At 62.9% G+C, this 21,558-nt stretch carries 19 protein-coding genes, 1 tRNA gene and 2 pseudogenes; 11 read left to right on the forward strand and 11 right to left on the reverse strand.

The features are described from left to right. Positions 1 to 20 precede the first annotated feature (20 nt). Positions 21 to 1,520 (forward strand): pyruvate kinase, encoded by a 1,500-nt coding sequence (gene pyk / locus ACQCSU_RS20720; RefSeq protein ID WP_426977225.1) that lies wholly within the window; start codon positions 21 to 23, stop codon positions 1,518 to 1,520. A gap of 100 nt (positions 1,521 to 1,620) precedes the next feature. Here the strand turns inward: pyk and ACQCSU_RS20725 are convergent, their stop codons facing one another. Then, positions 1,621 to 2,226, reverse strand: coding sequence for an ANTAR domain-containing response regulator (locus tag ACQCSU_RS20725; protein WP_426977227.1), 606 nt, complete (start codon positions 2,224 to 2,226; stop codon positions 1,621 to 1,623). A 207-nt stretch (positions 2,227 to 2,433) separates the two neighbouring features. Here ACQCSU_RS20725 and ACQCSU_RS20730 point away from each other — a divergent pair. After that, positions 2,434 to 2,515, forward strand: a tRNA-Leu gene (locus ACQCSU_RS20730). A 1,154-nt stretch (positions 2,516 to 3,669) separates the two neighbouring features. Here the strand turns inward: ACQCSU_RS20730 and ACQCSU_RS20735 are convergent. After that, complete coding sequence (locus ACQCSU_RS20735) at positions 3,670 to 4,107, reverse strand: CBS domain-containing protein (RefSeq protein ID WP_426977229.1); 438 nt, start codon at positions 4,105 to 4,107, stop codon at positions 3,670 to 3,672. Between the two features lie 969 nt (positions 4,108 to 5,076). On the opposite strand from ACQCSU_RS20735, the gene ACQCSU_RS20740 reads away from it, so the two are divergent. The 3 genes from ACQCSU_RS20740 to ACQCSU_RS20750 all read left to right on the forward strand — a co-directional run bounded on the left by ACQCSU_RS20740 (position 5,077) and on the right by ACQCSU_RS20750 (position 7,950). Continuing rightward, a protein-coding gene (locus tag ACQCSU_RS20740) for an IS3 family transposase (protein ID WP_426977230.1) occupies positions 5,077 to 6,482 on the forward strand; the annotation gives its coding sequence in 2 pieces (ribosomal slippage) (positions 5,077 to 5,416 and positions 5,416 to 6,482; 1,407 coding nt in all). A 41-nt stretch (positions 6,483 to 6,523) separates the two neighbouring features. Continuing rightward, entirely contained in the window at positions 6,524 to 7,147 is a 624-nt protein-coding gene (locus ACQCSU_RS20745; protein WP_426977232.1) for a hypothetical protein, read from the forward strand. Further along, on the forward strand, positions 7,144 to 7,950 hold the full coding sequence (locus ACQCSU_RS20750; protein ID WP_426977233.1) for an ankyrin repeat domain-containing protein: 807 nt from the start codon (positions 7,144 to 7,146) through the stop codon (positions 7,948 to 7,950). The genes ACQCSU_RS20745 and ACQCSU_RS20750 overlap by 4 nt, the downstream gene beginning before the upstream one ends. A 72-nt stretch (positions 7,951 to 8,022) precedes the next feature. Here the strand turns inward: ACQCSU_RS20750 and ACQCSU_RS20755 are convergent, their stop codons facing one another. Next, positions 8,023 to 8,148 (reverse strand): zinc-binding dehydrogenase, encoded by a 126-nt coding sequence (locus ACQCSU_RS20755; RefSeq protein WP_426979883.1) that lies wholly within the window; start codon positions 8,146 to 8,148, stop codon positions 8,023 to 8,025. A 1,056-nt stretch (positions 8,149 to 9,204) separates the two neighbouring features. Continuing rightward, positions 9,205 to 9,705: a DUF4192 family protein gene (locus ACQCSU_RS20760; RefSeq protein WP_426977234.1), complete on the reverse strand. Its 501-nt coding sequence runs from the start codon at positions 9,703 to 9,705 to the stop codon at positions 9,205 to 9,207. Between the two features lie 62 nt (positions 9,706 to 9,767). Here ACQCSU_RS20760 and ACQCSU_RS20765 point away from each other — a divergent pair, with 62 nt between their 5' ends. Beyond that, complete coding sequence (locus ACQCSU_RS20765) at positions 9,768 to 10,376, forward strand: transposase (protein ID WP_426977236.1); 609 nt, start codon at positions 9,768 to 9,770, stop codon at positions 10,374 to 10,376. 20 nt (positions 10,377 to 10,396) lie between these two features. Here the strand turns inward: ACQCSU_RS20765 and ACQCSU_RS20770 are convergent. After that, positions 10,397 to 10,675, reverse strand: a pseudogene (locus tag ACQCSU_RS20770) (transposase); the annotation flags it as partial. 182 nt (positions 10,676 to 10,857) lie between these two features. Between ACQCSU_RS20770 and ACQCSU_RS20775 the strand changes: the two are divergent. Beyond that, the gene (locus ACQCSU_RS20775; protein WP_426977238.1) at positions 10,858 to 11,289 is read left to right on the forward strand and encodes a PAS domain-containing protein; all 432 of its coding nucleotides are present in this window, start codon (positions 10,858 to 10,860) and stop codon (positions 11,287 to 11,289) included. A gap of 433 nt (positions 11,290 to 11,722) precedes the next feature. On the opposite strand, the gene istB is transcribed toward ACQCSU_RS20775, so the two are convergent. The 5 genes and pseudogenes from istB to ACQCSU_RS20800 form a co-directional block, all read right to left on the reverse strand. After that, positions 11,723 to 12,481: an IS21-like element helper ATPase IstB gene (gene istB, locus ACQCSU_RS20780; RefSeq protein ID WP_426977240.1), complete on the reverse strand. Its 759-nt coding sequence runs from the start codon at positions 12,479 to 12,481 to the stop codon at positions 11,723 to 11,725. Then, the gene (locus ACQCSU_RS20785) at positions 12,478 to 12,660 is read right to left on the reverse strand and encodes a hypothetical protein (protein WP_426977242.1); all 183 of its coding nucleotides are present in this window, start codon (positions 12,658 to 12,660) and stop codon (positions 12,478 to 12,480) included. The genes istB and ACQCSU_RS20785 overlap by 4 nt, the downstream gene beginning before the upstream one ends. After that, positions 12,654 to 13,520: a Mu transposase domain-containing protein gene (locus ACQCSU_RS20790; RefSeq protein WP_426977244.1), complete on the reverse strand. Its 867-nt coding sequence runs from the start codon at positions 13,518 to 13,520 to the stop codon at positions 12,654 to 12,656. Before ACQCSU_RS20790 ends, ACQCSU_RS20785 begins: the two co-directional genes overlap by 7 nt. 498 nt (positions 13,521 to 14,018) lie before the next feature. Continuing rightward, positions 14,019 to 14,441 (reverse strand): annotated as a pseudogene (locus ACQCSU_RS20795) (transposase); the annotation flags it as partial. Positions 14,442 to 14,718: 277 nt separating this feature from the next. Next, on the reverse strand, positions 14,719 to 14,988 hold the full coding sequence (locus tag ACQCSU_RS20800) for a transposase (RefSeq protein WP_426977246.1): 270 nt from the start codon (positions 14,986 to 14,988) through the stop codon (positions 14,719 to 14,721). Between the two features lie 247 nt (positions 14,989 to 15,235). Between ACQCSU_RS20800 and ACQCSU_RS20805 the strand changes: the two genes are divergently transcribed. Next, positions 15,236 to 17,392, forward strand: coding sequence for a glycogen debranching N-terminal domain-containing protein (locus ACQCSU_RS20805; RefSeq protein ID WP_426977247.1), 2,157 nt, complete (start codon positions 15,236 to 15,238; stop codon positions 17,390 to 17,392). A 527-nt stretch (positions 17,393 to 17,919) separates the two neighbouring features. Continuing rightward, positions 17,920 to 18,810 carry an SDR family NAD(P)-dependent oxidoreductase gene (locus ACQCSU_RS20810; protein WP_426977249.1) on the forward strand — a complete coding sequence of 297 codons (891 nt, stop codon included), beginning with the start codon at positions 17,920 to 17,922 and terminating at the stop codon, positions 18,808 to 18,810. Between the two features lie 898 nt (positions 18,811 to 19,708). On the opposite strand, the gene ACQCSU_RS20815 is transcribed toward ACQCSU_RS20810, so the two are convergent. After that, positions 19,709 to 20,056, reverse strand: coding sequence for a DUF4192 family protein (locus tag ACQCSU_RS20815; RefSeq protein ID WP_426977251.1), 348 nt, complete (start codon positions 20,054 to 20,056; stop codon positions 19,709 to 19,711). 390 nt (positions 20,057 to 20,446) lie between these two features. Between ACQCSU_RS20815 and ACQCSU_RS20820 the strand changes: the two genes are divergently transcribed. Beyond that, positions 20,447 to 21,205 carry a prolipoprotein diacylglyceryl transferase gene (locus ACQCSU_RS20820; RefSeq protein WP_426977252.1) on the forward strand — a complete coding sequence of 253 codons (759 nt, stop codon included), beginning with the start codon at positions 20,447 to 20,449 and terminating at the stop codon, positions 21,203 to 21,205. Then, the gene (locus ACQCSU_RS20825) at positions 21,202 to 21,558 is read left to right on the forward strand and encodes a hypothetical protein (RefSeq protein WP_426977253.1); all 357 of its coding nucleotides are present in this window, start codon (positions 21,202 to 21,204) and stop codon (positions 21,556 to 21,558) included. Before ACQCSU_RS20820 ends, ACQCSU_RS20825 begins: the two co-directional genes overlap by 4 nt.

Raw genomic sequence — 21,558 nt, forward strand, 5'->3', positions numbered from 1 at the left:
TCGACTACTAGGGTAGGTATATGAGACGCGCTAAGATAGTGGCCACGTTCGGACCGGCAATCGCGAGCTTTGAGAACACGCTCGCCGTGCTGGAAGCCGGCGTCGACGTCGCCCGCATGAACATGAGCCACGGCGATTACGCCGTGCATGACACCACATACGAGAACGTCCGCAAGGCCGCAGGCCAGCTCGGCAAGCCCGTCGCCATCATGGCGGACCTGCAGGGGCCGAAGATCCGCCTCGGCCGCTTCGTTGACGGACCGCACCTCCTGGCCGTCGGTGACACCTTCACCATCACCACCGAGGACGTCCCGGGCACCAAGGACATCGCCTCCACGACGCTCAAGAGCCTCACCGATGACGTCAATCCCGGCGACGCCCTGCTGATCGACGACGGCAAGGTGGCCCTCCGGGCGATCGACGTCGACGACGTCAAGGTGGTCGCCCAGGTGATTGTCGGCGGGTACGTCTCGAACAACAAGGGCATCAACCTGCCCGGCGTTGCGGTCAACGTTCCGGCGCTGAGCGAGAAGGACGAGGACGATCTCCGCTGGGCCATGCGCCGCGGTGTGGACATGGTTGCCCTCTCCTTCGTCCGCGACGCCTCGGACATCAAGCGCGTCCACGAGATCATGGACGAGGAAGGCCGCCGCGTGCCGGTGATCGCCAAGATCGAAAAGCCGCAGGCCGTGGAGCAGCTCTCCGAGATCATCGACGCCTTCGACGCCATCATGGTGGCCCGTGGCGACCTCGGTGTGGAACTTCCCCTCGAGGAAGTGCCGATCGTGCAGAAGCGCGCCATCGAACTGGCACGCCGCTGGGCCAAGCCGGTCATCGTGGCCACCCAGGTGCTTGAGTCCATGATCGACAACCCCCGCCCGACGCGCGCCGAGGCCTCCGACTGCGCCAACGCCGTGCTCGACGGCGCCGACGCCGTCATGCTCTCCGGCGAGACCAGCGTGGGCAAGTTCCCGATCGAGACCGTCAAGGTCATGGCCCGGATCATCGAATCCACCGAGGTCCACGGCCTGGAGCGCGTCCCCCCGCTGGGCACCAAGCCCAAGACCCGCGGCGGCGCCATCACCCGCGCCGCCGTCGAAATCGCCGACCAGCTGGATGCGAAGTACATCTGTACCTTCACCCAGTCCGGCGACTCCGCGCGGCGCCTGTCCCGGCTGCGGCCGATCCGTCCGGTCTTCGCGTTCACCCCGGTGGAGCACGTCTGGAACCAGCTGGCACTGACCTGGGGCATCATGCCGGTGCTCGTCCCGATGGTAGGCCACACCGACGAGATGACCGCCCAGGTGGACCGCAGCCTGCTGGACATGGACGTCGTCGAGGACGGCGACCTGGTGGTTATCGCCGCCGGTTCGCCTCCCGGAAAAGCCGGTTCCACGAACATGCTGAAGGTCCACAAGGTGGGCGACCTGGCAGACGCCGGCAGCCACGGCGAGGCAGCGGTGGCCAGGGACAAGCTTGGCCCGTGGCCGGAAAATAAGAAAAACGGGGCCCAGGACTAGTTCCTGTGCACCACGCAAAAGGGAGGGTCCCCGCCACGCGGTTTACGCGGCGGGGACCCTCCCTTTTTTGGCTTCTTTGTTTGCATCTAACCTGCCGGGGCTAGTTGACCTGGTTGATAATGGTCTCGGCAACCTCGCGCATGCTGAGGCGGCGGTCCATGGAGGTTTTCTGGATCCAGCGGAAGGCTTCCGGCTCGGTGAGGCCCATCTTGGTGGTCAGGAGGCTCTTGGCGCGCTCCACGAGCTTGCGGGTGGCGAACTGCTCCTGCAGGTCCGTCACTTCGCTTTCGAGGGCCTTGATTTCCTCGTGGCGGGAGAGCGCGATTTCGAGGGCGGGGATGAGGTCCGCCGGGGTGAAGGGCTTGACGACGTAGGCCATGGCACCGGCGTCGCGGGCCCGCTCCACCAGTTCCTTCTGGCTGAAGGCGGTCAGCAGGACCACAGGGGCGATCCGGGCCTTGACGATCTTCTCGGCGGCGGTGATGCCGTCCATGACCGGCATCTTGACGTCCATCAGGACCAGGTCCGGCTTCAGTTCTTCGGCGAGCTGCACGGCCTTTTCGCCGTTGTCCGCCTCGCCGACGACGTCGTAGCCCTCGCCCCGCAGGATCTCGATAATGTCCAGGCGGATGAGGGTCTCATCCTCGGCGACGACAACGCGGCGCGCAGGCTTGGAAGTGGGGGTTGACTCCGTCTGTTCTGACACGGGAACTCCTTGGAAAGGTACGGCGGGAACTAAACCATCATAGGTTTTATCCGCTGGTGTACTGGGGACCGGTTTGGGTTCGATGCGGCGTCACTGGCGCGATTCTGGAATTCAGCCTATCTGCATGTAGAGTAATTTCGCGCACTGGAAGCGATCGCGTTGCTCACAGCACTGTGGTTCAGCGATTGTTACACCGGTGCACTCCGCGCCCGAGTGGCGGAATTGGCAGACGCGCCGCACTCAAAATGCGGTATCGAAAGGTGTGTGGGTTCGAGTCCCACCTCGGGCACAGTGTTTCCGCAGGTCAGAGACTTTTTGTCTTCTTACTGTTGACAAAGCTTGACTTTTCGGAATGCTTCATTGCGGCGAGGGCCCGCAGCTGTTACTTTCGGCGCTGTTTGGCGGCGTTTTGTGATCGATAAATGGCGCGGAAGACCATCGCGGAGCGAGGCCCTGGCCTAGTCGCTCCGTCTCGTCTCTCTAGGGATTTGAGGCGCTGAGGTTACGAGACACAGGTTTCAGCTGTCTCATAAGGGGATCGGCTTGCGGGCGGTTTAGGCGTTCCCCCTGATCGACGGATACTCGGTTACGCAGCAATCCGCGACCCCATCGTCGTACCAGTAACGACGGTAGTGCAGACGACCTCGAGCAGCTAGATCCTCGCGCTCGCCTGTACCGTGACTACTCGCGCTCGCCTGTACCGTGACTACTTGTCCAGACGGCGGGCTTATTGAGGGAAAGTAGATGGCCAGGAAGAAGAAGACCTGCACAGGGAGTGGGAAGAACAAGAAATTCCCTTCCTACTTGAAGACCGGCCATGGGAGCGCGCTACAGTGACCGTGGCGGGAAGGCCGGCCCTAGAGTACGATCCGAATACCCAAGTAGTAACCGCTCAGCCGGCACTAGCATGCGGGGAGAACAGCTAACTTGTCATCTCCGCCCGCCACTGCCAATGCGACAAGATTGAGCGATTGACGCTGCTGGCGGGCCAGGAGTCCAAGCCGATTCCGGCCTGCCGTCAAGCAGCCCGGCAGGGCTCATCTGAACCGTGAGGGATAGGCTTCAAAGAAGAACCCCTGCGGCACGAGTCATTTGCGCGGCGTTCTTCTCGGTAGTTCGAACACTTTCGCGTATCGGGGGCAATGGCGCCGGGAGGATACAGCCCATGACCCCCCGAGGGCTTTAGATGATTAGTTTCTATTGGATTTAGTGGTCGAAGGCGATGAGTGATCGTTTCCTGGGGTGCTGGGCACAACTGGCCCGGAGCACCCCGGAATCAGTCACTCATCCCCTACGATCATTAGGACTTAATCATCTAGGCTCCGCCCGAGAGCGAGCCCCTCCGAAAAGGTCCGAGCACAAAGAAGCGCCACGGTCCCCTGACCCGTGGCGCATGGAACCGGTGGTGCCTGAGGCACGGTGGTGCCTGAGGCACCGCGGCTGTTACACCGTATGATCCATCGGTGTCCTGGCGGAAACGTGCTCCACCAATTCGCCCACGCGGTCCTCGGCGTAATTGCGTGCAATATCTCCTTGGCTGATGATTCCCACCAGCTTGTGGTCCGTGATGACCGGCAGGCGCCGGACCTGGAACCTTTCCATCATCTCGATGGCGACGTCCACACTCGCATCTGCGTCGATCCAGTGCGGCTTGCCCGTGGCCAGCTCGATCGCCCTCACTTCGCGGGCGTCGCGGCCCTCGGCAACACACTTGACCACGATGTCGCGGTCGGTGATGAAGCCGCTGAGCTTGCCGTCGCTGCCGCAGATCGGCAGCGAACCGCAGTCCAACTGTTTCATCAGCTGGGCGGCTTCCTGAAGCGTCTTGTCCTCGGCTATGCACTGGGCGTTTGTGGTCATGAATTCACGTACAACACTCATGGATCCTCCTCAATCGATGGGCTATCGACGGAGGGCCTCGGCACCTACGCCGACGATTTCAGCCTACGCCGGGGCCTCATGGATGCCTAGTCCAGGGGAAAGCGGCTGAGCCTGGCCGGCGGTTGTCCGTGGGTCGATGGTCAGACTGCCTGCACGCCCCTGGAGATGCTTGACCAAGGGCTTCTATCCTTTGGCCCGGAGCCCGCCGCGAACTGACAACGCCGGGGCATGCGCGTGACAACACGACTCCGACGCCTGGCCTGGCAGACATACGAACCAGCACGCGACGGCGATGAAGAGAATTCCCAGCCGCAGTGAAGATTTCCGGCTGGTTCTCAGACACGCAGACTGTGAACGCCGCTGGGGAACGATTCGGTTGCCCTGCAGGCACCCGTAGAGGTGTCCACGACGGCATATGACGCCCATGACGTGGCCATATTCTTCTGCAACGACGGTCATTGCGGCTCTTTCCTTCCTGGAAGCGGGTGCCGTGGATTGGCGTCGGCCTGGAAGGGTTCTTTCGAGGCAGCTCTCTAATGAGTCACAGGTGGCACCCTGGACGACCTTCTATCAAGCCATCGGAAGAGGACAGGCCGGCGCCAGCCCCGCCGAACGGACAAGTCAAACGAAAGGCACCATCGCAATCGGATGGGCCAGAGGTAGCGGGAGTCACGTTCGGCAGGACTGGCAGCCATCCTGCCAGCCAGGCACCAGGCCAGCCACCACCCATTAGAGAGTCAATGCGACCTCTAGACGCAGTTACGGCACCGGGCGTATTCTGGTGCTCCGTCGCCTCTGGGGGGTAATCGGATGGGATGCAGTCCGCGTGATCGTTGCGGCTCCCCTACGTGTCAGGCTGGAACGGTACCAGGGGCTCATAGCAAGTCCGTTTAATCGCGTGGGGCGAGAGCCAGGAATCCAGTAATCATGTCCAGTCCAGTTTTGAGTGCGGTACGCGAAGATAGTCCTGTGAGTAGTAGTACTAGTAGTAGTAATTCTTCCGGGCCGCGAGCCGGTGGGCCGCGGCCTCGCCGGTCGTTCACGCCGGTCCAGAAGCTCGAGTTTTTGGCCTCGTACGAGAGCGCTTGCGAGAACAGTGAGGGCGGCGCGTTCCTGCGCCGGGAGGGGCTGTATTCCTCGCAGATGACCGAGTGGCGGCGGCTGCGGGATGCTGGCGTCCTGGCCGGGAAGAAGGCCGGGGAATCGATCGGGAAGCTGTCGGCGGACCAGGCCGAGAACGCGCGTTTGCGCCGCCAGTTAGAGGTGAGTGAGAGCCGGTTGAAGAAGACCGAGGCAGCCCTGGATCTGATGGGAAAACTACAGGCGTTCTTAGAGAGCGCCTCAGAGGATATGCCGGACGGGCCCCGGTCCAAGAAACGCTGATGGCCACGTACCGGTCGATGCTGGAACTGAAGATCCCCTCACGCCGGGCGGCATCCTTGACGGGTGTTTCCCGGACGACTGCGAACCGCAAACCGGTCCCCCCGCGGGACCAGCTGGCGGTGGTGCCGAAGAACAAGCTCAGCGCCGCTGAGAGGGCGGAGATCTTGGCGGTACTGAACTCACCGGAGTTCGTGGACCTGGCGCCCATGCAGGTCTATACCATGCTGCTGGATGAGGGAATCTATCTGGGGTCGCTGTCGACTTTCTACCGGGTGCTGGAGGAAAACAGCCAGGTCAAGGAACGCCGACGGTTGGCCAAACACCCGCCCCGTACGGTTCCTGAACTGGTGGCCACGGCTCCTGGGCAGGTGTTCACCTGGGATATCACAAAGCTCGCGGGCCCGGTAAGGGGGAAGTATTTTGACTGCTACATGATGGTTGATATCCATTCCAGGTTCATCGTCGGCGCGCACGTCCACGCCACCGAATCGGGCGTGTTGGCCGTGGAGATGATGAAGGGAATCTTCGGGATCCACGGCATCCCTCAGGTCGTGCACGCGGACCGGGGGACGTCCATGACGTCCAAGACCGTGGCCGCGCTGCTCTCGGACCTGGAGGTCACCAGGTCCCACTCCAGGCCCCGGGTGTCGAATGATAATCCGTACAGTGAGTCGCTGTTCAAGACCCTGAAATACGGTCCGGAATTCCCCGAACGCTTCGCCTCAGTCCACGACGCCCGAGGCTTTATCAGCGGTTTCGTGGACTGGTACAACCATCACCACCAGCATTCCGGAATCGGCTTCCACACCCCCGCGAACGTCCACTTCGGCCACGCGTCCGGCGTCGCCAAAGAACGCTCGGCAACGCTCGCTGCAGCCCGCGCGAGACACCCCGAGCGCTTCACGACCACCATCGACCCCAAAATCCTCGCGCTCCCAGGACCAGCGTGGATCAACCAACCCAAGGAAATCACCGAACAGTTAGCCGCCTAACTCCCGTTGGTACCGTTCAGCTTGAAAAATTCCGCTCGGCCGTGCTCTTAGTCCTGCCCGCCGGCCTGGCCGCACCGGCCTGGCGCATCTGGGCAGCCGGTACCGCCGATGCTGCTGCACCAGCCGACCCCATCACCGGCGTCGGCTCCGGTTCCGTCGCCGTGGTTCTGCCGGGGGATGGCCCGACTTCGCCCCCCGAGGAAGCAACCGCCGCGGCCGCTGCAGTGGCGCACCCTCTGAAGCCCCTCGCGGCGCAGGTGTTGCCTGCCGCCAGCGGACTGCCGAGCGCCTCCGTCGCTGGCCCGATCCCGGCAGTGCAGCTTCCGCCGGTGCCGCTGCCGGCCTCAAGGGCGCTGGAGGCCGTCGTCAACACTTCTGTTGCCAACGAGGCAGCAGCCACCGTCGCAACCGTGGCCACCACGGCCGCGGCGCTCCCGCAGGAGTTACCCGACCCTGTTCCAGCCGGCAGCCGCGGGACAGGGACTGCTGAACAGCCACCCGGTCGAGTCTGGCCGGGGGCCGGCACTGCGGTCCTGACGACCGGCGGATGCCTGCGGATTCCTGATAGCTCCGCTCAACCGACGCCGGCACCCGGCCACGAGGTGAGTGCCTCCACTGGTGCCGGGCTGATAGTGCAGCAGTTGAAGAAAGAGGCGTTGCGATGATTGATATTGCGAGTCCGCCCGCTGATGCCATGGTCCGGGCGATCCACACCGGCGACCCGCTGACGGTGAGGCGGCTGTTGCGTGAGAACCCCGCCCTGGCCGGCGCCCGATTTGGCACCGGAGACCCGCAGGGGGTGGCACGCACGCTCCTGCATGTGGCCACCGACCTGCCGGGCCACTATCCCCACAGCGCCGAGACTGTCACGATACTCGCCGAAGCCGGGGTTGACGTCAGCGCCCCGTGCACCGGGCCGTACGCCGAGACCCCGCTGCACTGGGCCGCAAGCAGCAACGATGTCGAGGCGCTCGAGGCCCTGCTGGACGCCGGCGCGGACATTGAAGCCCCGGGAGCGATGTTCGGAGACGGCACCCCACTGGCCGACGCCATCGGCTTCGGGCAGTGGCAGGCGGCCCGGCACCTGATCGATCGCGGTGCACGGACGATGCTGTGGCAGGCTGCGGCAATGGGACTACGATCCCGCATCCTCGAGGGCTTCCCCGACACGGCGCCGCCTTCGCCGGAAAAGCTCAATGACGCGTTCTGGTACGCCTGCCACGGCGGGCAGTTCAATGCCGCGATTTACCTTCGTGGCCGGGGTGCCGACCTGAACCGGATACCGGCGCGGGAAGAGCTGACTCCTCTGGACGCGGCGCGGCGCAACGGTGCCGCCGACCTCGTCCAATGGCTTCACACCCACGGTGCCCGGTCGGCCACGGAACCGCGGTTCCCCGATAACGGCGCATTGGTTCATCATTTCCCCGCGGATCGCATTCGATGCTCCGGCTGGTTCCGGCCCGGGTGACAGCCACCGGACCGGCGGCCTCAGGAACAGGCCGCAGCAGCGGTACGTCAAAGCTGCTGCCAGGTCCCAAGCTCAGCCGACCCTCACGATGTACTTCCCGAGCCCGCGTCCCTGTTCGCTTTTCGCGTGGGCGGCCGCGATGTTCTCCAGCGTGAACGTCTCCGCGACCGGCAGCCTGAACTTTCCCCGCGCGAACATCTCCGCGGCTTCGGCACGTGCTTCCGGCGCGCGGCCCACGCCGCCGGAAGCGAACCCGATACCGTACCGGGCCGCATCATTGTCGGCGATGGTTATGACCTTATCGGCACTGCCCGTGAATGGAGAGGAACCGCACCCCGACAGGTGCTGGGCGCGGCTGGCGGCTGGAAATGCTTCCGAAGGGTGTTATTGAGGTCTGTGGACAATGTCCACAGTTGGGGCTCCGGTCTGAGTCGTACCGGTGCCGGACTGGCTCGGATTGCCCATGTTTTCGGGAGTTCCCAGTGTTTGCAAGGGCTGGAATGCGGTTCGAGTCCCACCTCGGGCACGTGTTTTCCTGGTCAGTGGGGTTTTGGTTCTAATGTGTGGACATTGACCCTGTGCGGGTCCCTCTGACTCTAGCTGCGGTTGGTGCCTGGCGCCGCGATCGCCTGTGAAGTTGTGCGGGTGGAGGGTTCAGTGCCCCGGCTGGTGGGCCCTCGTCCTGCTGGGATCTGCGGTCGGCCGGGCCTCCTCTCGAAATCGCTGTGGTGGCATTTGGTCGTTCACCTATTCATGGCCTGGGATCGTATTGACGGCATGACTTAGGGAAGTTTCTTCGAGATATTTCTTCTTCGTTCGAGTCTGTCGGCCGCCTTGGTGAACGCTGCGAAGTGCGTTTGTCCGGCCAAAGGTGTGTGGACAGTGTCCACACCATCTATCAGTGATTCCCTGGTTCATCGGATGGGTCCCTGTTGGCTGATTTCCGCTGACATCACTTCATGGACTTTCGCGTCAGCAACGACATGATTACCACGAAATGCACTGGGGCGCCACGCATTGCGCAAAGCTAGCCTGACGGTCGATGGACCCGTTGTCGACTGGAGCGGCGCGCTGGTGGCCAAGGCTCGGTCCAGTATGATTCCGTGGCTGGTTGCACGGCAGCGTTGCTGACCTGTCTTCCGCGGAGCACACGCAGGAGTGGAATGCCGATTCGGAGGGGTGGGATTCGGCGGTGTTCGGCTGGCTCCGAGACGGCCCGTCGTCGTCTGCCGCCGTATCCGTGTGACTGCGGTTTTATGACGCTTCAAGGCCCCAGGGCCGGAACGCGCGGTCCTTGTCCATGTTCCAGCCGGCGACCATTCCGGAGCCGATCATTTGGTCGCTGAGCCGGGCCAGGTGGTAGGCGGGGTCGGCGTCGAGGGCGAGTTCCAGGAATTGGTGGGCCTTGCTGCCTCGGCCTTCCCACCAGTTGATGAAGGCGATCGCGGTGAGGATGGGCGCTGAGTGTTTGGTGCTGCTGTGCGTGTGCGCGTGGAGGAGCAGTTGCTGGGCCCATTCGACGCGGGACCACTGAGGGGTGCCGTGCGTTTGGGCGAGGAGAACCCTGTCCATGGGTCCGTCAATTCCTGGGATATCGGCCATGAGCTGGTCCCTGATCGCGGGGGCCTGGAAGTTGGCAATCAGGCTGATGGTCTGGTCGTCGTTCGGGTAGGAGATCGCGTCCAGCATGCTCTCCCAAAGCGCCCGGGCCTGCTCCAGCGCCTCGCCGGCGTCCATCCGGAGAATAGTTTTCACCCGGTCATCAACGGGGTCCGCGGTGCGGCCTTGTTTGGTTGAGGCCGGCAGGGTGATGCGGTTTGTCGGCTCGATGGCGCCGCAACGCCCTCACGGCCCTGCTCCGGGGCACAGATCTCGGGATCGACGCCCGGTCATCCCTGCGGGACGCACAGATCACCGCCATCGCAGCCTGGCGGAGCTCAAACAGCGCCGACCCTGTGGTGCGAATCGCCCGCGGCGAAGCCAAGCGCCTGGCACTGAGCGTCAAAGACTTCACCGGCCAGCTCGCCGAAAACCACAAAGCCTTGGCCCAACTCACCGAAGAACTGGCTCCCGGACTGCAAACCACTCCCGGAGTCGGCCCGGTGACAGCGGCCATCATCATCTGCGCCTACTCCCACCACGGCCGGATCCGGTCAGAGGCAGCCTTCGCCGCCCTCGGTGGTGTTGCGCCACGCCCTGCATCCTCCGGCAACACCACCAGACATCGGCTCAACCGAACCGGCGATCGTCAGCTCAACCGTGCCTTCGACGTCATCGTCCGCACCCGCATGAGCTTTGACACCGCAACAAAGGAGTACGTGACGCGCAGCCGGGCAACAGGGAAATCAAACCGCGAGATCCGCCGCAACCTCAAACGCTATGTGTGCCGCGCTATTTTCCGTCAACTCCAGACCATCATGGCTTGACAGAACCCATAGAAGAGTCATTTTGGGTTGATGTCCCTGGCCAGATAGGCAGCAGCCCGGCGCAGAATCTCATTCTCCTGCTCCAACAAGCGGTTACGCTTCTTCAGCTCCCGCATTTCGGCCGACTCCGCCGCCGCCGGCCCGGCCCCGGTCTCCTTACGTTCGGCGATGGCAATCCAGCGCTTTAACGTCGTGACCGAAAGCCCGAAATCCTTCGCAATCTGCGCCAGCGGCGCTTCGCCCTTGCGGGCCACATCAATAACATCCTGGCGGAACTCCGCCCCATAAGCCGTGGGCATGGTCAACATCCTTCCACGAGCATCAGCTCGCTAGGTCAAGGAGTCAACAAAACCGGGGGCAGTCCCGCCCTCCGAGTGTCGATGCCAGTTCTATTTTTGCACTTCCGCTAGGAAAAGCACTCTGGTGCACTAGAAGGAGCCCCAGCTGGGCCGCTTCGACCGTAACCTAGAAAGAGATTCTTGTGAACCCTCAGAACCACAGCGTTGCCCCGGAAGACTTTCGCCGCTTGTTCGAAAGCTCACCTGCCCAGTATGTAGTCGTGAATCGAGAGTTCCGGATTGTCGCAGCAACCGACTCCGTCCTGGAAGCGGGTGGTCGACGTCGGGAAGACATCGTGGGCCTTCTGATAACGGACGCGTACCCGGACAACCCGGACAACCCGGATGCTAACGGTACGGAGGTGTTGCGATCGGCCCTGCAGCGCGTCTTGGACGAGCGCACTGGGCACGTACTTCCGATTCAACGCTATGACATTGAAGTCGACGGTATTTTTGAGGAGCGCTACTTCAAGCCGCTGAACGAGCCGGTACTCTCCGCCGACGGAGAGGTGGAGTACATCATCCACGGTGTCGAGAACGTCACCGAGTCAGTCAAAGCCACACAGGCTAGCTGATCTTCCGGAGAGGCGCTAAAGAGCTTTACTGAACCGGGACGTTCGTTACATCCGAATAGTGAAGACCTCTTAGGTTTTATGGTTACCAGACTGCCGTCTAAATCTAAGAGGTCTTCATGTCCCCACCAAAAATGCTTGTCTGTTTGTGCCGAAAGGGCCCCGATGTCCAGTGCTCGTTGATCGAGGAGCTGTTGCGGCGTCCTGCCGGTCGGAACGGCCAGCCGTGCGCCACCGCGTTGATGTTTGACCCGTGTTACTAATATGTGGTGGATTCTGTCAAGAGGGCAGGGTAAAGCGGTCCCGGGTTTGAAGCCAGGGGCCGCTTTTCTGATGTGGACCGTGGGCTTTGGTTGGCCTGTGGTCCATGTTGTTAACGCCAACCGAAAATAGGGCCATTAGTGCCAATTGAAAACGGGGCCACGGGGTTGTGGTTCTATTGTGCCGTACTGGCGGCGGGTTGGTGTTTTTTGAGCCGGTAGCTGTTGCCTTTGAGGCTGATGACGTCGGCGTGGTGGACGATCCGGTCGATCATCGCCGAGGCGATGGTCAGGTCCCCGAAGACGTCGCCCCAGCGGGCGAACGGGAGGTTGGACGTCAGGATCATGGAGGCGTGTTCGTAGCGGCTGGAGACGAGCTGGAAGAACAGGTTCGCGGCGTCCTGATCGAACGGGATGTAGCCTACCTCGTCAATTATGAGGAGCCCGTAGCGGCGTAGTTTGACCAGTTCCTGGGCGAGTTTCCCGCGGGAGTGGGCTTCCTGGAGCCGGGCCACCCAGCCGGTCGCGGAGTCAAAGAGGACCCGCTGCCCGGCCTTGGCTGCCTTGATGCCGATACCGACCGCGAGGTGGGTTTTGCCGGTTCCGGGCGGTCCGAGCAGAACCACGTTCTTGGCCTCGGAGAGAAACACCCCGGTGCCCAGGTGCGCGATGAGGTTCCGGTCCGCGGAGGGCTGGTGGTCGAAGTTGAACTCCTCGAGGTCCTTGTGCGCGGGAAACCGTGCGGCCTTGATCCGGGTCGCCGCTCCGGACGCCTCGCGTTCGGAGACTTCCCGGGAGAGGACCGCGGCCAGATACTCCTCATGGGACCAGCCGGAGTCCCGGGCCTGGTCCCCGAGCCGGCGGAACCCATCGCTGATCCGCGGTGCGCGCAGGGCCCGGGCGTAGTACTCGATCTGTGACGGTGTCCCGCTCATGAGGCCACCTCCAGGACCAGGTTCGGCTGCTGGCCGAGGTCGATGCCGAAGATCTCGTCGTAGGCGGCCAGATCCCGCACCTGCACCGCTTCCTCGGGTTCGGGGCGGTGCACCCGCTGGGTCCGGAAGTCCCGCCGCATCACCGCCGCGCGGGCCACATGGGCCGGATCGGTCACCACCAGGTGCCGGGCCCATGCCCGGACATGGGTGGCGATGATGACACCCTATGAGTGACCCAGACAGTGTCCAGATCAGCGGTGACATCCACGATCCGCCCGATGAACGAAGGGTCCACGGAATAGTCGTTGGAGAACACCCGCACGTAGTAATCCCGCGGGAGCCGCACCGCGTTGCGGAACACCGCCTCCGGGGTCACCGGCGGCAGCTCCCGCATCCTCTCCCGTTCCAGGACGATCAGCTCGTCCGGGCGGCCGTGGCGGGACCGCGAGTACCGGTGATTGGCCTTGGGCAGCCAGTCCTCCAGCTGGCCGTTGAAATCCGCCGGTGAGCGGAAGTCCCGGCCCGGCATGAAGCGTTGACGGAAGAACCTGTTCATCCGCTCGACCATGCCCTTGGACTCCGGATCCCGCGGCGGAAGCAGCTTGATCTCCAGTCCCAGGGACCCGGCGAACGCGGCCACCGGCTCCGTCGGCCGGCGCCGGCCGATGCCGGACTCGTTGTCCCACAACAGCCGGGACGGAACCGCCTGCGCGTCCTGCAGCAGAGTCCACATTCCGCCCAGAAGGTCCGGTGTCGTCCGCGACGGCAGCATCCGTGCCTGGATGAAGCCCGAGAACGCCGAGGGATTCCCCTGCACCGGTGGCGTGTCGTTCTGGCCCTCACCGACGGGCAGCGGCTCGTGCGGGAACCAGAGATCGCACTGGACCTGGAACCCCGGCTCATGGACCAGGCGGTCGGCCGGGTCAGGCGGCGCGTATTCAGGCCGGATCACGGCGACCTTCGCCCGGAACAGCGACGCGGAACCAGACCAACCCACCCGCTCCGCCAGCGTCGCGGCCGGCATCGTCGGCGTCTTCACCAACAACTCCCGAACCCTCGGAGCAAACGCATCAAAACTCGACACTCCAGCCGCCCGCTGATACTTCGGCGCCCGATCCGACTCCAAAGCCCGGTCAACCGTACCGCGGGAAACCCCCACGATCCTGCCGATCTCACGCTTCGAGTGCTTGCCCGTCGAAAACAGGTGGCGTATCTCCGCCCAATCATCCAAATTGATCACCTTCCATAATGGTCGGTGGCCCTATTTTCAGTTGGCGTTCCTGGCCCTATTTTCGGTTGGCGTTAACACATGTCCTGTATGGTCCGGGGCGTCTGGTGCGGTGGGCTGCGCGTCGTTGGCGACGTGGCCGTTGTCAGACTAATATGCGCGGGTTGGTTACCGCAGGACGAGGTGTTCGGCTGGAGCAGATCGCTTCTCTAGGGTCGAGCGTGGCCGTTTCCGGTTACTCATAGTAGCGACGCGAGTTCACTCCACGCGCTGCCTTCTACCCACCCCTGCCCAGGCGTCCCGGACGTTTCAGTGCCCCTGGTGACTGGCGGCTTTCTGTGCTTCGCTGGCCAGCGACCAGCACCAGCCTGCCAGTTCCCGTGCGATGGCGACGTTGGCGATCACGGGCCGTTTCCGGTGTTCCAGATAAACGAGCCACCGTTCGTGCAGGCGTCGGTTGCCGGCCTGTCCGCGGGTCCGGGATGCGGGGGTTGCTGCCTCCCACCGGGAGCGCATCAGCGCGGAAGGCTGTGTGTAGGCTCGTCGGTGGTGCCAGGCGGCCTCGATCAGAAGCCGTCGGGCGTGGGTGTTCCCGGTCTTGGTGATACCGCCTTGGGAGCGGTGCTGGCCGGAGGAGTTTTCGCTGGGGACAAGGCCGAGGTACGCACCGATCGTGCGTCCGGTGAACCGGTTCCAGTCTCCGATCTCCACGGCCAGGCCGAACGCCGTGAGCGCGCGTTCAGGAGCAGGGTCAGCTGGTCCCGGCCCGCACGCCCGGCCTCCGCCTAGTAGAGGTCGGTGACCGCGGTGACCAGCGCCTCATGCCGGACCGCACGTGGTGAGGGGCAGGCGGGTTTACGCCACCGGTAGAAGGAGGCCCGGGAGACCTTCAACGTCCGGCAAAGCCACACCACAGGATGGTTGGCCTTCTCCGCTTTGATGAACTCGTAGAAATCCTCTACTTTTGCTTCGCGGCAAAGAAGGCGCTGACTTTTCCCAAAAACTCGACCTAGGCCTTCAACCGCGCGTTTTCGGCCAGCGCCTTCTGGTGCTCATCCCATGCCACCGGACCCCGGTCCACCTCAGAAGGCACCGGGGCGTCCTGGTGCTTTTCCCGGTGCCTGTGCAGCCGGATTCCCAGAGTGCTTTCCTTCACCCCGATCTCCTCGGCAACCTGTTTCACCGAACGATCCGAGGATAAAACCAGGCGCACCGCTTCCTCACGGAACGCAGCATCATATTTTCTTCTAGGCGTCGTCATCTGAAGTGAAGCTCCCATCAAGCTGTCTCAGAAAACCATACGACCGCAGCCCGCAACAAAGGCAGGGAGCAGATGTGAGATACGGGAGCAGCAGGCAAGGAGAGGAATACCGTACCTGTGGTTGCCTTTCAGATACCTTCGGCAAACCCGCTCTGGTGCTAGGAGGAAGACCGGCGTAGCGTTCGATCGGAAGGATGATGGCCGTAGAGCGTAAGCCCAACGATCGGCCATGGCATGTCTGATCATACTTGTTTAAGGGGCAGGGATGGCTGGATGGAATGCTGACACTGCGGCCGGTCCCTTAGGGACCGGAACGGTCACTCTCGTCGAGGGATCGTCCTTCTGCATCTCTTTACAGAATGGGGACATTCACTCCGAGCTTCCACATGGACTTTTCTTCCAGGACACCCGCATCCTGTCTGGCTGGAACATGACGGTTAATGCCCAGCCGCTTGAGTCGCTGACCGCGGAGACGAAAGAGCCATACCGCGCACTGTTTGTTAACCGCGTTCCCCGCTCGGACGGGCATGCGGACAGCGCACTGATCGTGGAGCGGGTGCGCGAGGTGGGGGCTGGCCTCCAGGAGCAGGTTACCGTCAGTAACTACTCCCTGGAGCCGGCCGAATGCGTTATCTCCCTGAGGATTGAAGCGGATTTTGCGGATCTTTTCGAAGTTAAAGAGGCACGGATCCAGCGGCGCTGGGCCGAAACCCGGCAAGTTGACGGCGCCACGCTGACCATCCGTGCGCTCTGGCGGGATATCCGGAAAGGGGTGGCCATAGAGGCCCCCGGGGCGGACATTACGCCGGAGATGCTCACGTACCGGGTGTCGATCCCGCCTCAGGGCGAGTGGAACACGGTCCTCACCGTGGTGCCGAACATCGAGGGAACCGGCCCCGCAGCAGCATTTGTCCATACCAAGGGAGGTGGATTGTCCCCGAGTGACCGCCGCCGCCAGGAGTGGGTGGCCAAGATCCCCAAACTCCATATGGGCAATCATTCCATTGAACGGACCCTTCGGCGTAGCTATGACGATCTGGGAGCGCTCCGGATTGAGGACCCCGCCCATCCGGAGCGGATCGTGGTGGCGGCAGGTGCGCCCTGGTTCATGACCCTGTTTGGCCGGGACTCGCTGCTGGCGTCGGAAATGGCATTACCTGTGGACCCGTCCCTGGCGTTGGGCACATTGCAGACGCTGGCAGACCGTCAAGGCAGCGTCGTGGATCCGATGACCGAAGAGGAGCCGGGCAAGATTCTGCATGAGGTAAGGCTCGATGTCTCCAGCGGTTTGGCCCTGGGGGGCAAGTCGACCTATTACGGCAGCATCGACGCAACTCCGTTGTTCGTGCTCCTGCTGGGGTCGGTTAGCCGCTGGGGCTTTTCCTCGGACACCATCGCTGCCCTTTTGCCTAACGCGGACCGTGCGCTGGAATGGATTCGTGATTACGGGGATAAGGACGGCGACGGGTTCGTCGAGTATGAGCGCCTGAACGACCAGGGGCTGATCAACCAAGGCTGGAAGGACTCCTGGGACGGCATAAATTTTGCCGACGGCACATTGGCCGAACCGCCCATCGCCCTCTGCGAAGTGCAAGCGTATGTCTATCACGCCTACATGGCGCGGGCCTGGATGGCCTACGACGCGCACGACGCCTCGTTAGGGGACGAGCTCGCCGAACAGGCGGCACACTTGAAGAAACAGTTCAACGAGCAGTTCTGGATGCCCGACCGTGGCTACTACGCCATCGCCCTCGACGGCAAGAAGCGGCAGGTCGACGCGTGCGCTTCCAACATGGGCCACTGCCTCTGGCTCGGTTTCGTGGACGAGGACAAGGCTCCCAAGGTAGCCGAACGACTGATGTCCCCAGAAATGTTCAGTGGCTGGGGCGTGCGAACACTGGCCAGTGACATGGGTGCCTACAACCCCGCAAGCTACCACAACGGCTCGGTATGGCCACATGACAATGCAATCATCGCTGACGGTTTGCTGCGATACGGATTCAAAGAGGAGGCGCAGCGGATCTGCACCGCCCTGCTGGAGGCGGCCGAATACTCCGGCGGCCGGCTGCCAGAGCTGTTCTGCGGCTTCAGTCGTGACAAGTATGCCGAGCCCGTTCCTTATCCGACCGCCTGCTCGCCGCAGGCCTGGGCAGCGACGACCCCGATCCACTTAGTGACCAGCCTCATGCGGTACGACACCCACGTTTCCCGCGGCGGGCTATGGATGGATCCGGCCCTGCCGGATGCCTATGGCGACCTGCACATCACCAACGCGCCCTTGGCCGAGGGCAGGATCACCATCGACATCGCCAACTCCGTCCCAACCGTTCAGGGGCTGCCCGAAGGAATCAAATTCCATAGGGGGCATCGACCATGGATAACAGAACTAGTGGAACAAGCCCACCGCCCCCGAAACGCATAGCGTGCCCAAGCGAAGCGTCCTCGTTCAACGCCGTCGCCTCAATAGGAGGGATTGCGCGGGCCCCCTTATTTAGGGGGAATGACGTTCTGCGGCTGCGCCTTCATCTGCCATCCCCTACCAAACCAGGTCCTGCCTGAGTAGTTCTCCAGCCTTGAGCGAAGCCGATAGCCTGTTATTTCTTGTGACTGGCTAGAGCGCAGCCGCCGATAAAGTCGGATCGATGCAAAGAGAGCAGAATGGTTCCGAGCTGCTGACGCTGGCCTCGCCCACGCTGGCTCCCGACCACTACACAGACGGTTTTGCTAGGGTCCGCGGCGCCAGGGAAAACAACCTATGTAATGTGAATGTGGTTGTGCCTCGCGACGCGATCGTCGCATCTACCGGCGCATCCGGGTCGTATTGTCCGGTATGGCGACGAATTTTCGAGAGCTGCAGCTGGGACCAGTACAACGCCATGTCCTCATTGGCATTGGCACTGGCACCACATGCACACTGATAGCAGTCAATCTACCTATGAAGGAGAAGGCGTGAGCCACCAGCAAGCCACCACGGGGGCATCCCCAGAAACATCGACCCGGCGGGGTGCTTTGGCTGGCCGTACGGCTTTCGTTACGGGAGCAGGGCGGAGCATTGGGCGTGCCATCGCGGTGCGCTGCGGATCAGAAGGCGCCCGGGTCGCCGTCAATGACGTCGATGCGGCTGCGGCAGCAGCGGTTGTCGCCGAACTGCAGGAGGCCGGCGCGGAAGCGCTGGCCGTTGTCGGCGATATGTCAGATTTCGTGCAGGTGGATCGGGCATTTGCCGAGACCGAAGCCACAATTGGTGTAGTCGACGTACTGGTCAACAATGCCTATACCCGTCGGGGCGAAACGGCTTGGGGCAATTTCCTCTCAGTGGAGCCATCCGACTGGGAGCTTTTCGTTAGCGCGAATTTGAACATGCTCTACGGCTGCACCCAGCGGGCTGCACGGGCACTGGCCGGAGCACGATCGGGGGGCTCGATCGTCAACATCAGCTCCATCGGAGCCGAACGCGCACACCGCAACCTCATTCCTTACGACTCCGTAAAGGGAGCGATGGAATCCTTCACACGGGCCGTCGCCGTTGACCTCGCCCCGTGGGGCATCCGGGTCAATGCCGTGCGCCCCGGGGCAATCGCGACTGAGGGGGAGCAGCCCCTGCAGGACGGGTGGGAGGATCTCCGTGCCGCGCAAATTCCGCTGGGGCGCGCCGGAACCCCGGAGGATGTTGCCGCCGCCGTGGTCTTCCTTGCCTCTGCCGAGTCAGCGTATATCACCGGACAGATCTTCAACATCGACGGCGGCATGATGGCCCAGGGGCGGGCTCCCCAAGTCGAGGGCGCGCCGGTGATGCACCCGGGAAACGCGGCGCCTGCTCCGGTAACTCTTCTCCGCTGACCCACCACCCAGCGCGCACCAGTCCTTTGCCGGCAGTCGTTTTCCCACGCCGCGGTTCCGTTGATCTATTTCGTCATGTGCCAGTGGCGCCTTCTCTCGGAAGGCGTCGGCAGGTGGCGAGGCTCGTATCCGAGAATCAATGGTTAACGCCTCGTTCAGGGGTTCCTCAAAAGGACACCCCAGTCTGTAAAGCCACCGACCTTCGAATTTGGATGCCGATAACGGATCTTCTGTCTGCTGTGGTACTGGCTACCTGATGCTGCGGCTGGCCGGAATTCCGTTCCGGAAGGCAGCTAGCGCAGAATACGGAACTGCCGCGCCCCCGGCTTGGGGAGTGCGGCTTAAATGCTCTGGAGTGGTGAAAAGTGGGTGTGGACAATGTCCACACCTTGGGCTTCGGATCGGGCCGTACATCGACCGGACTGGCTCGGATTGGCGATGTTTTCGGGAGTTCCCAGTGTTTGCAAGGGCTGGAAATGCAGTTCGAGTCCCACCTGGGCACAGTGTTTCCGCAGGTCAGAGGCGTTATTGGTGTTTTTTCGTGTGGACAGTGTCCACACTCCGGCCTCTGATCTGCTTCTCCGGGGTGTGTGGGTTCCCGTAGTCCCGTATTCGGTTATGTGTGGGGGAGCAGGCTCAGTCCGGCGGGCCGGGTCCTGCCAGAGCGGGCTGCTTCTGGGTGTCCATCCTTGTGTGTCCTTTCCCTTTGGGATTTCGTCTTCACCAGTTCATGGCGGCTGGGGCCGCGTACAACATGACTTGCTGATTACTTGCGGCATGAGCCGGATGGTCGCGGTCGCTCCTGAATTTTTGAGCCGTACGCGGTGGGACACTGTGGTGTTCGACTGGCTCCGGAACGCCCCGCCGTCGTCGGCCTCCTCATTCGAGTGACTGGGGCCTAGGATGCTTCCAGGCCCGAGGGCCGGAATGCCCGGTCTTTGTCCATGTTCCAGCCGGCGACCATTCCGGAGCCGATCATTTGGTCGCTGAGCCTGGCCAGGCGGTAGGCGGGGTCGGCGTCGAGGGCGAGTTGCAGGAATTGGTGGGCTTTGCTGCCTCGGCCTTCCCACCAGTTGATGAAGGCGATTGCGGTGAGGATGGGGGCGGAGTGTTTGGTGCTGCTGTGCGTGTAGGCGTGGAGTAGCAGTTGCTGGGCCCATTCGACGCGGGACCACTGAGGGGTGCCGTGCGTTTGGGCGAGGAGAACGCGGTCCATGGGTTCGTCGATTCCTGGGATATCGGCCATGAGCTGGTCCCTGATCGCGGGGGCTTGGAAGTTGGCGGCGCGCTGTCCCAGCCAGCCCAAGTGGTCGGTACTGAATGTCCGAAGTAGTTTTGCACGAGGCGTGGGATACAACCGCCAAATAGTGACCTCGGCTTCTCACCGAGCGGGGAAGCGCGGCTGGACTGCGGCGTTGAGTGCTCGTCCTGTCCCAGCCAAGGCAAAGATGCCATTGGTGCACAATCCCGTGCCCTAACTTCAAGAAGTAGGGCTTCGCTGGCACTTTCACCATGTAACCCGTCTCTCAGCGTTCCATCTGAAGCCGGACGGCGGCTCCACGTCCACATGTAGTTCCCGTGAACGTCCAGATATAGGACCGGAGGAGGCGGGAATGGTCACTGCTACACTCTGCTCATGATCGGGCTTCCCTTCGCGGGAGACGGGCTGGTGCACGCCGGCTTGTTAGGGCTGGGAATCCTCGCAGCTCTGCTGTTCTACGCCCACGAAAAGCGCCGCAGAGGCCTTACCGATCCCCGGCTGTGGCCCATTGCAGGTTTCGCCATCGCCTTCGGAGCCATCGGCTCAAGAGTCCTCACATGGGACGTTTCCCGGCAGGTGTCCCTCGTTGACTGGTGGGGCAACGGCGACCGCAGCATCCTCGCGGGCCTGGTCGGCGCGTGGTTCGGCGTCCATCTGGGTAAACGGCTGACAGGTTACCGCGAATCCACCGGGGATTTACTTGCACCCGCGGTCGCCTTGGCGCTGATCATCGGGCGCATCGGTTGTCTCCTTACTGAATTGCCCGGCACCCCGACTGGGGGAGCGTGGGGGATATTACTCACGCCCGTACAGGCTGCGATGTTGGGCGGACAGCCCGGGGTAGGCCTCCACCCGTCCTTTGCCTATGAAATCGTGTTCCACGTGGCCGCGTTCGCGCTCATGTGGCGTTATCGGGACCGCCTGCCCCGTCCTGGCGACCTCTTTATCTGTTACGTGACTTCCTACGCCTTGTTCCGCTTCGGAGTCGAGTTCGTCCGCGGCAACGAGGTGCTCTGGCTGGGGATGAGCCGTCCCCAGTGGTTCCTCCTGGTGATTCTCCCCCTGCTGTTCTGGCGGATGCTGCGGGTGTTCGGGAAACCTCTCCGCCCGAAGTTGGAAGGAAGAGTGGCATGAGCGAGGACCACCCCGACGTACCGCAGGACCCGCCCCCGCCGCCCCAGCAAGAGGAGCCGCCCCCTGAACCAAGACGCGGCTCCATGGCGCTCGGAATCCTGCTGGGGGCTGTTGCCCTTTATGCCCTCTATTTCGGGACAACAGGTGGTATCGCTCCGGATCAGGGGTATAAGACCTTCCTCGCTGGGCCTGCAGTGTTCATACCCATCGCCGTCTACCTGGCGGTAGCGGGTGTTCTGGCGGTCCGGCCGCGCACGTCCCGGTTGGGCGCGGGGCTGTTGATTGGCCTGGGTGTATTCACTCTGCTCGGCGGCGGGATCTGCGTCGCAGCCCTCTCGCAGATGAGAGCCTGA

The organism is Pseudarthrobacter sp. O4 (genome assembly GCF_050157025.1).
Taxonomy (GTDB): Bacteria; Actinomycetota; Actinomycetes; order Actinomycetales; family Micrococcaceae; genus Arthrobacter.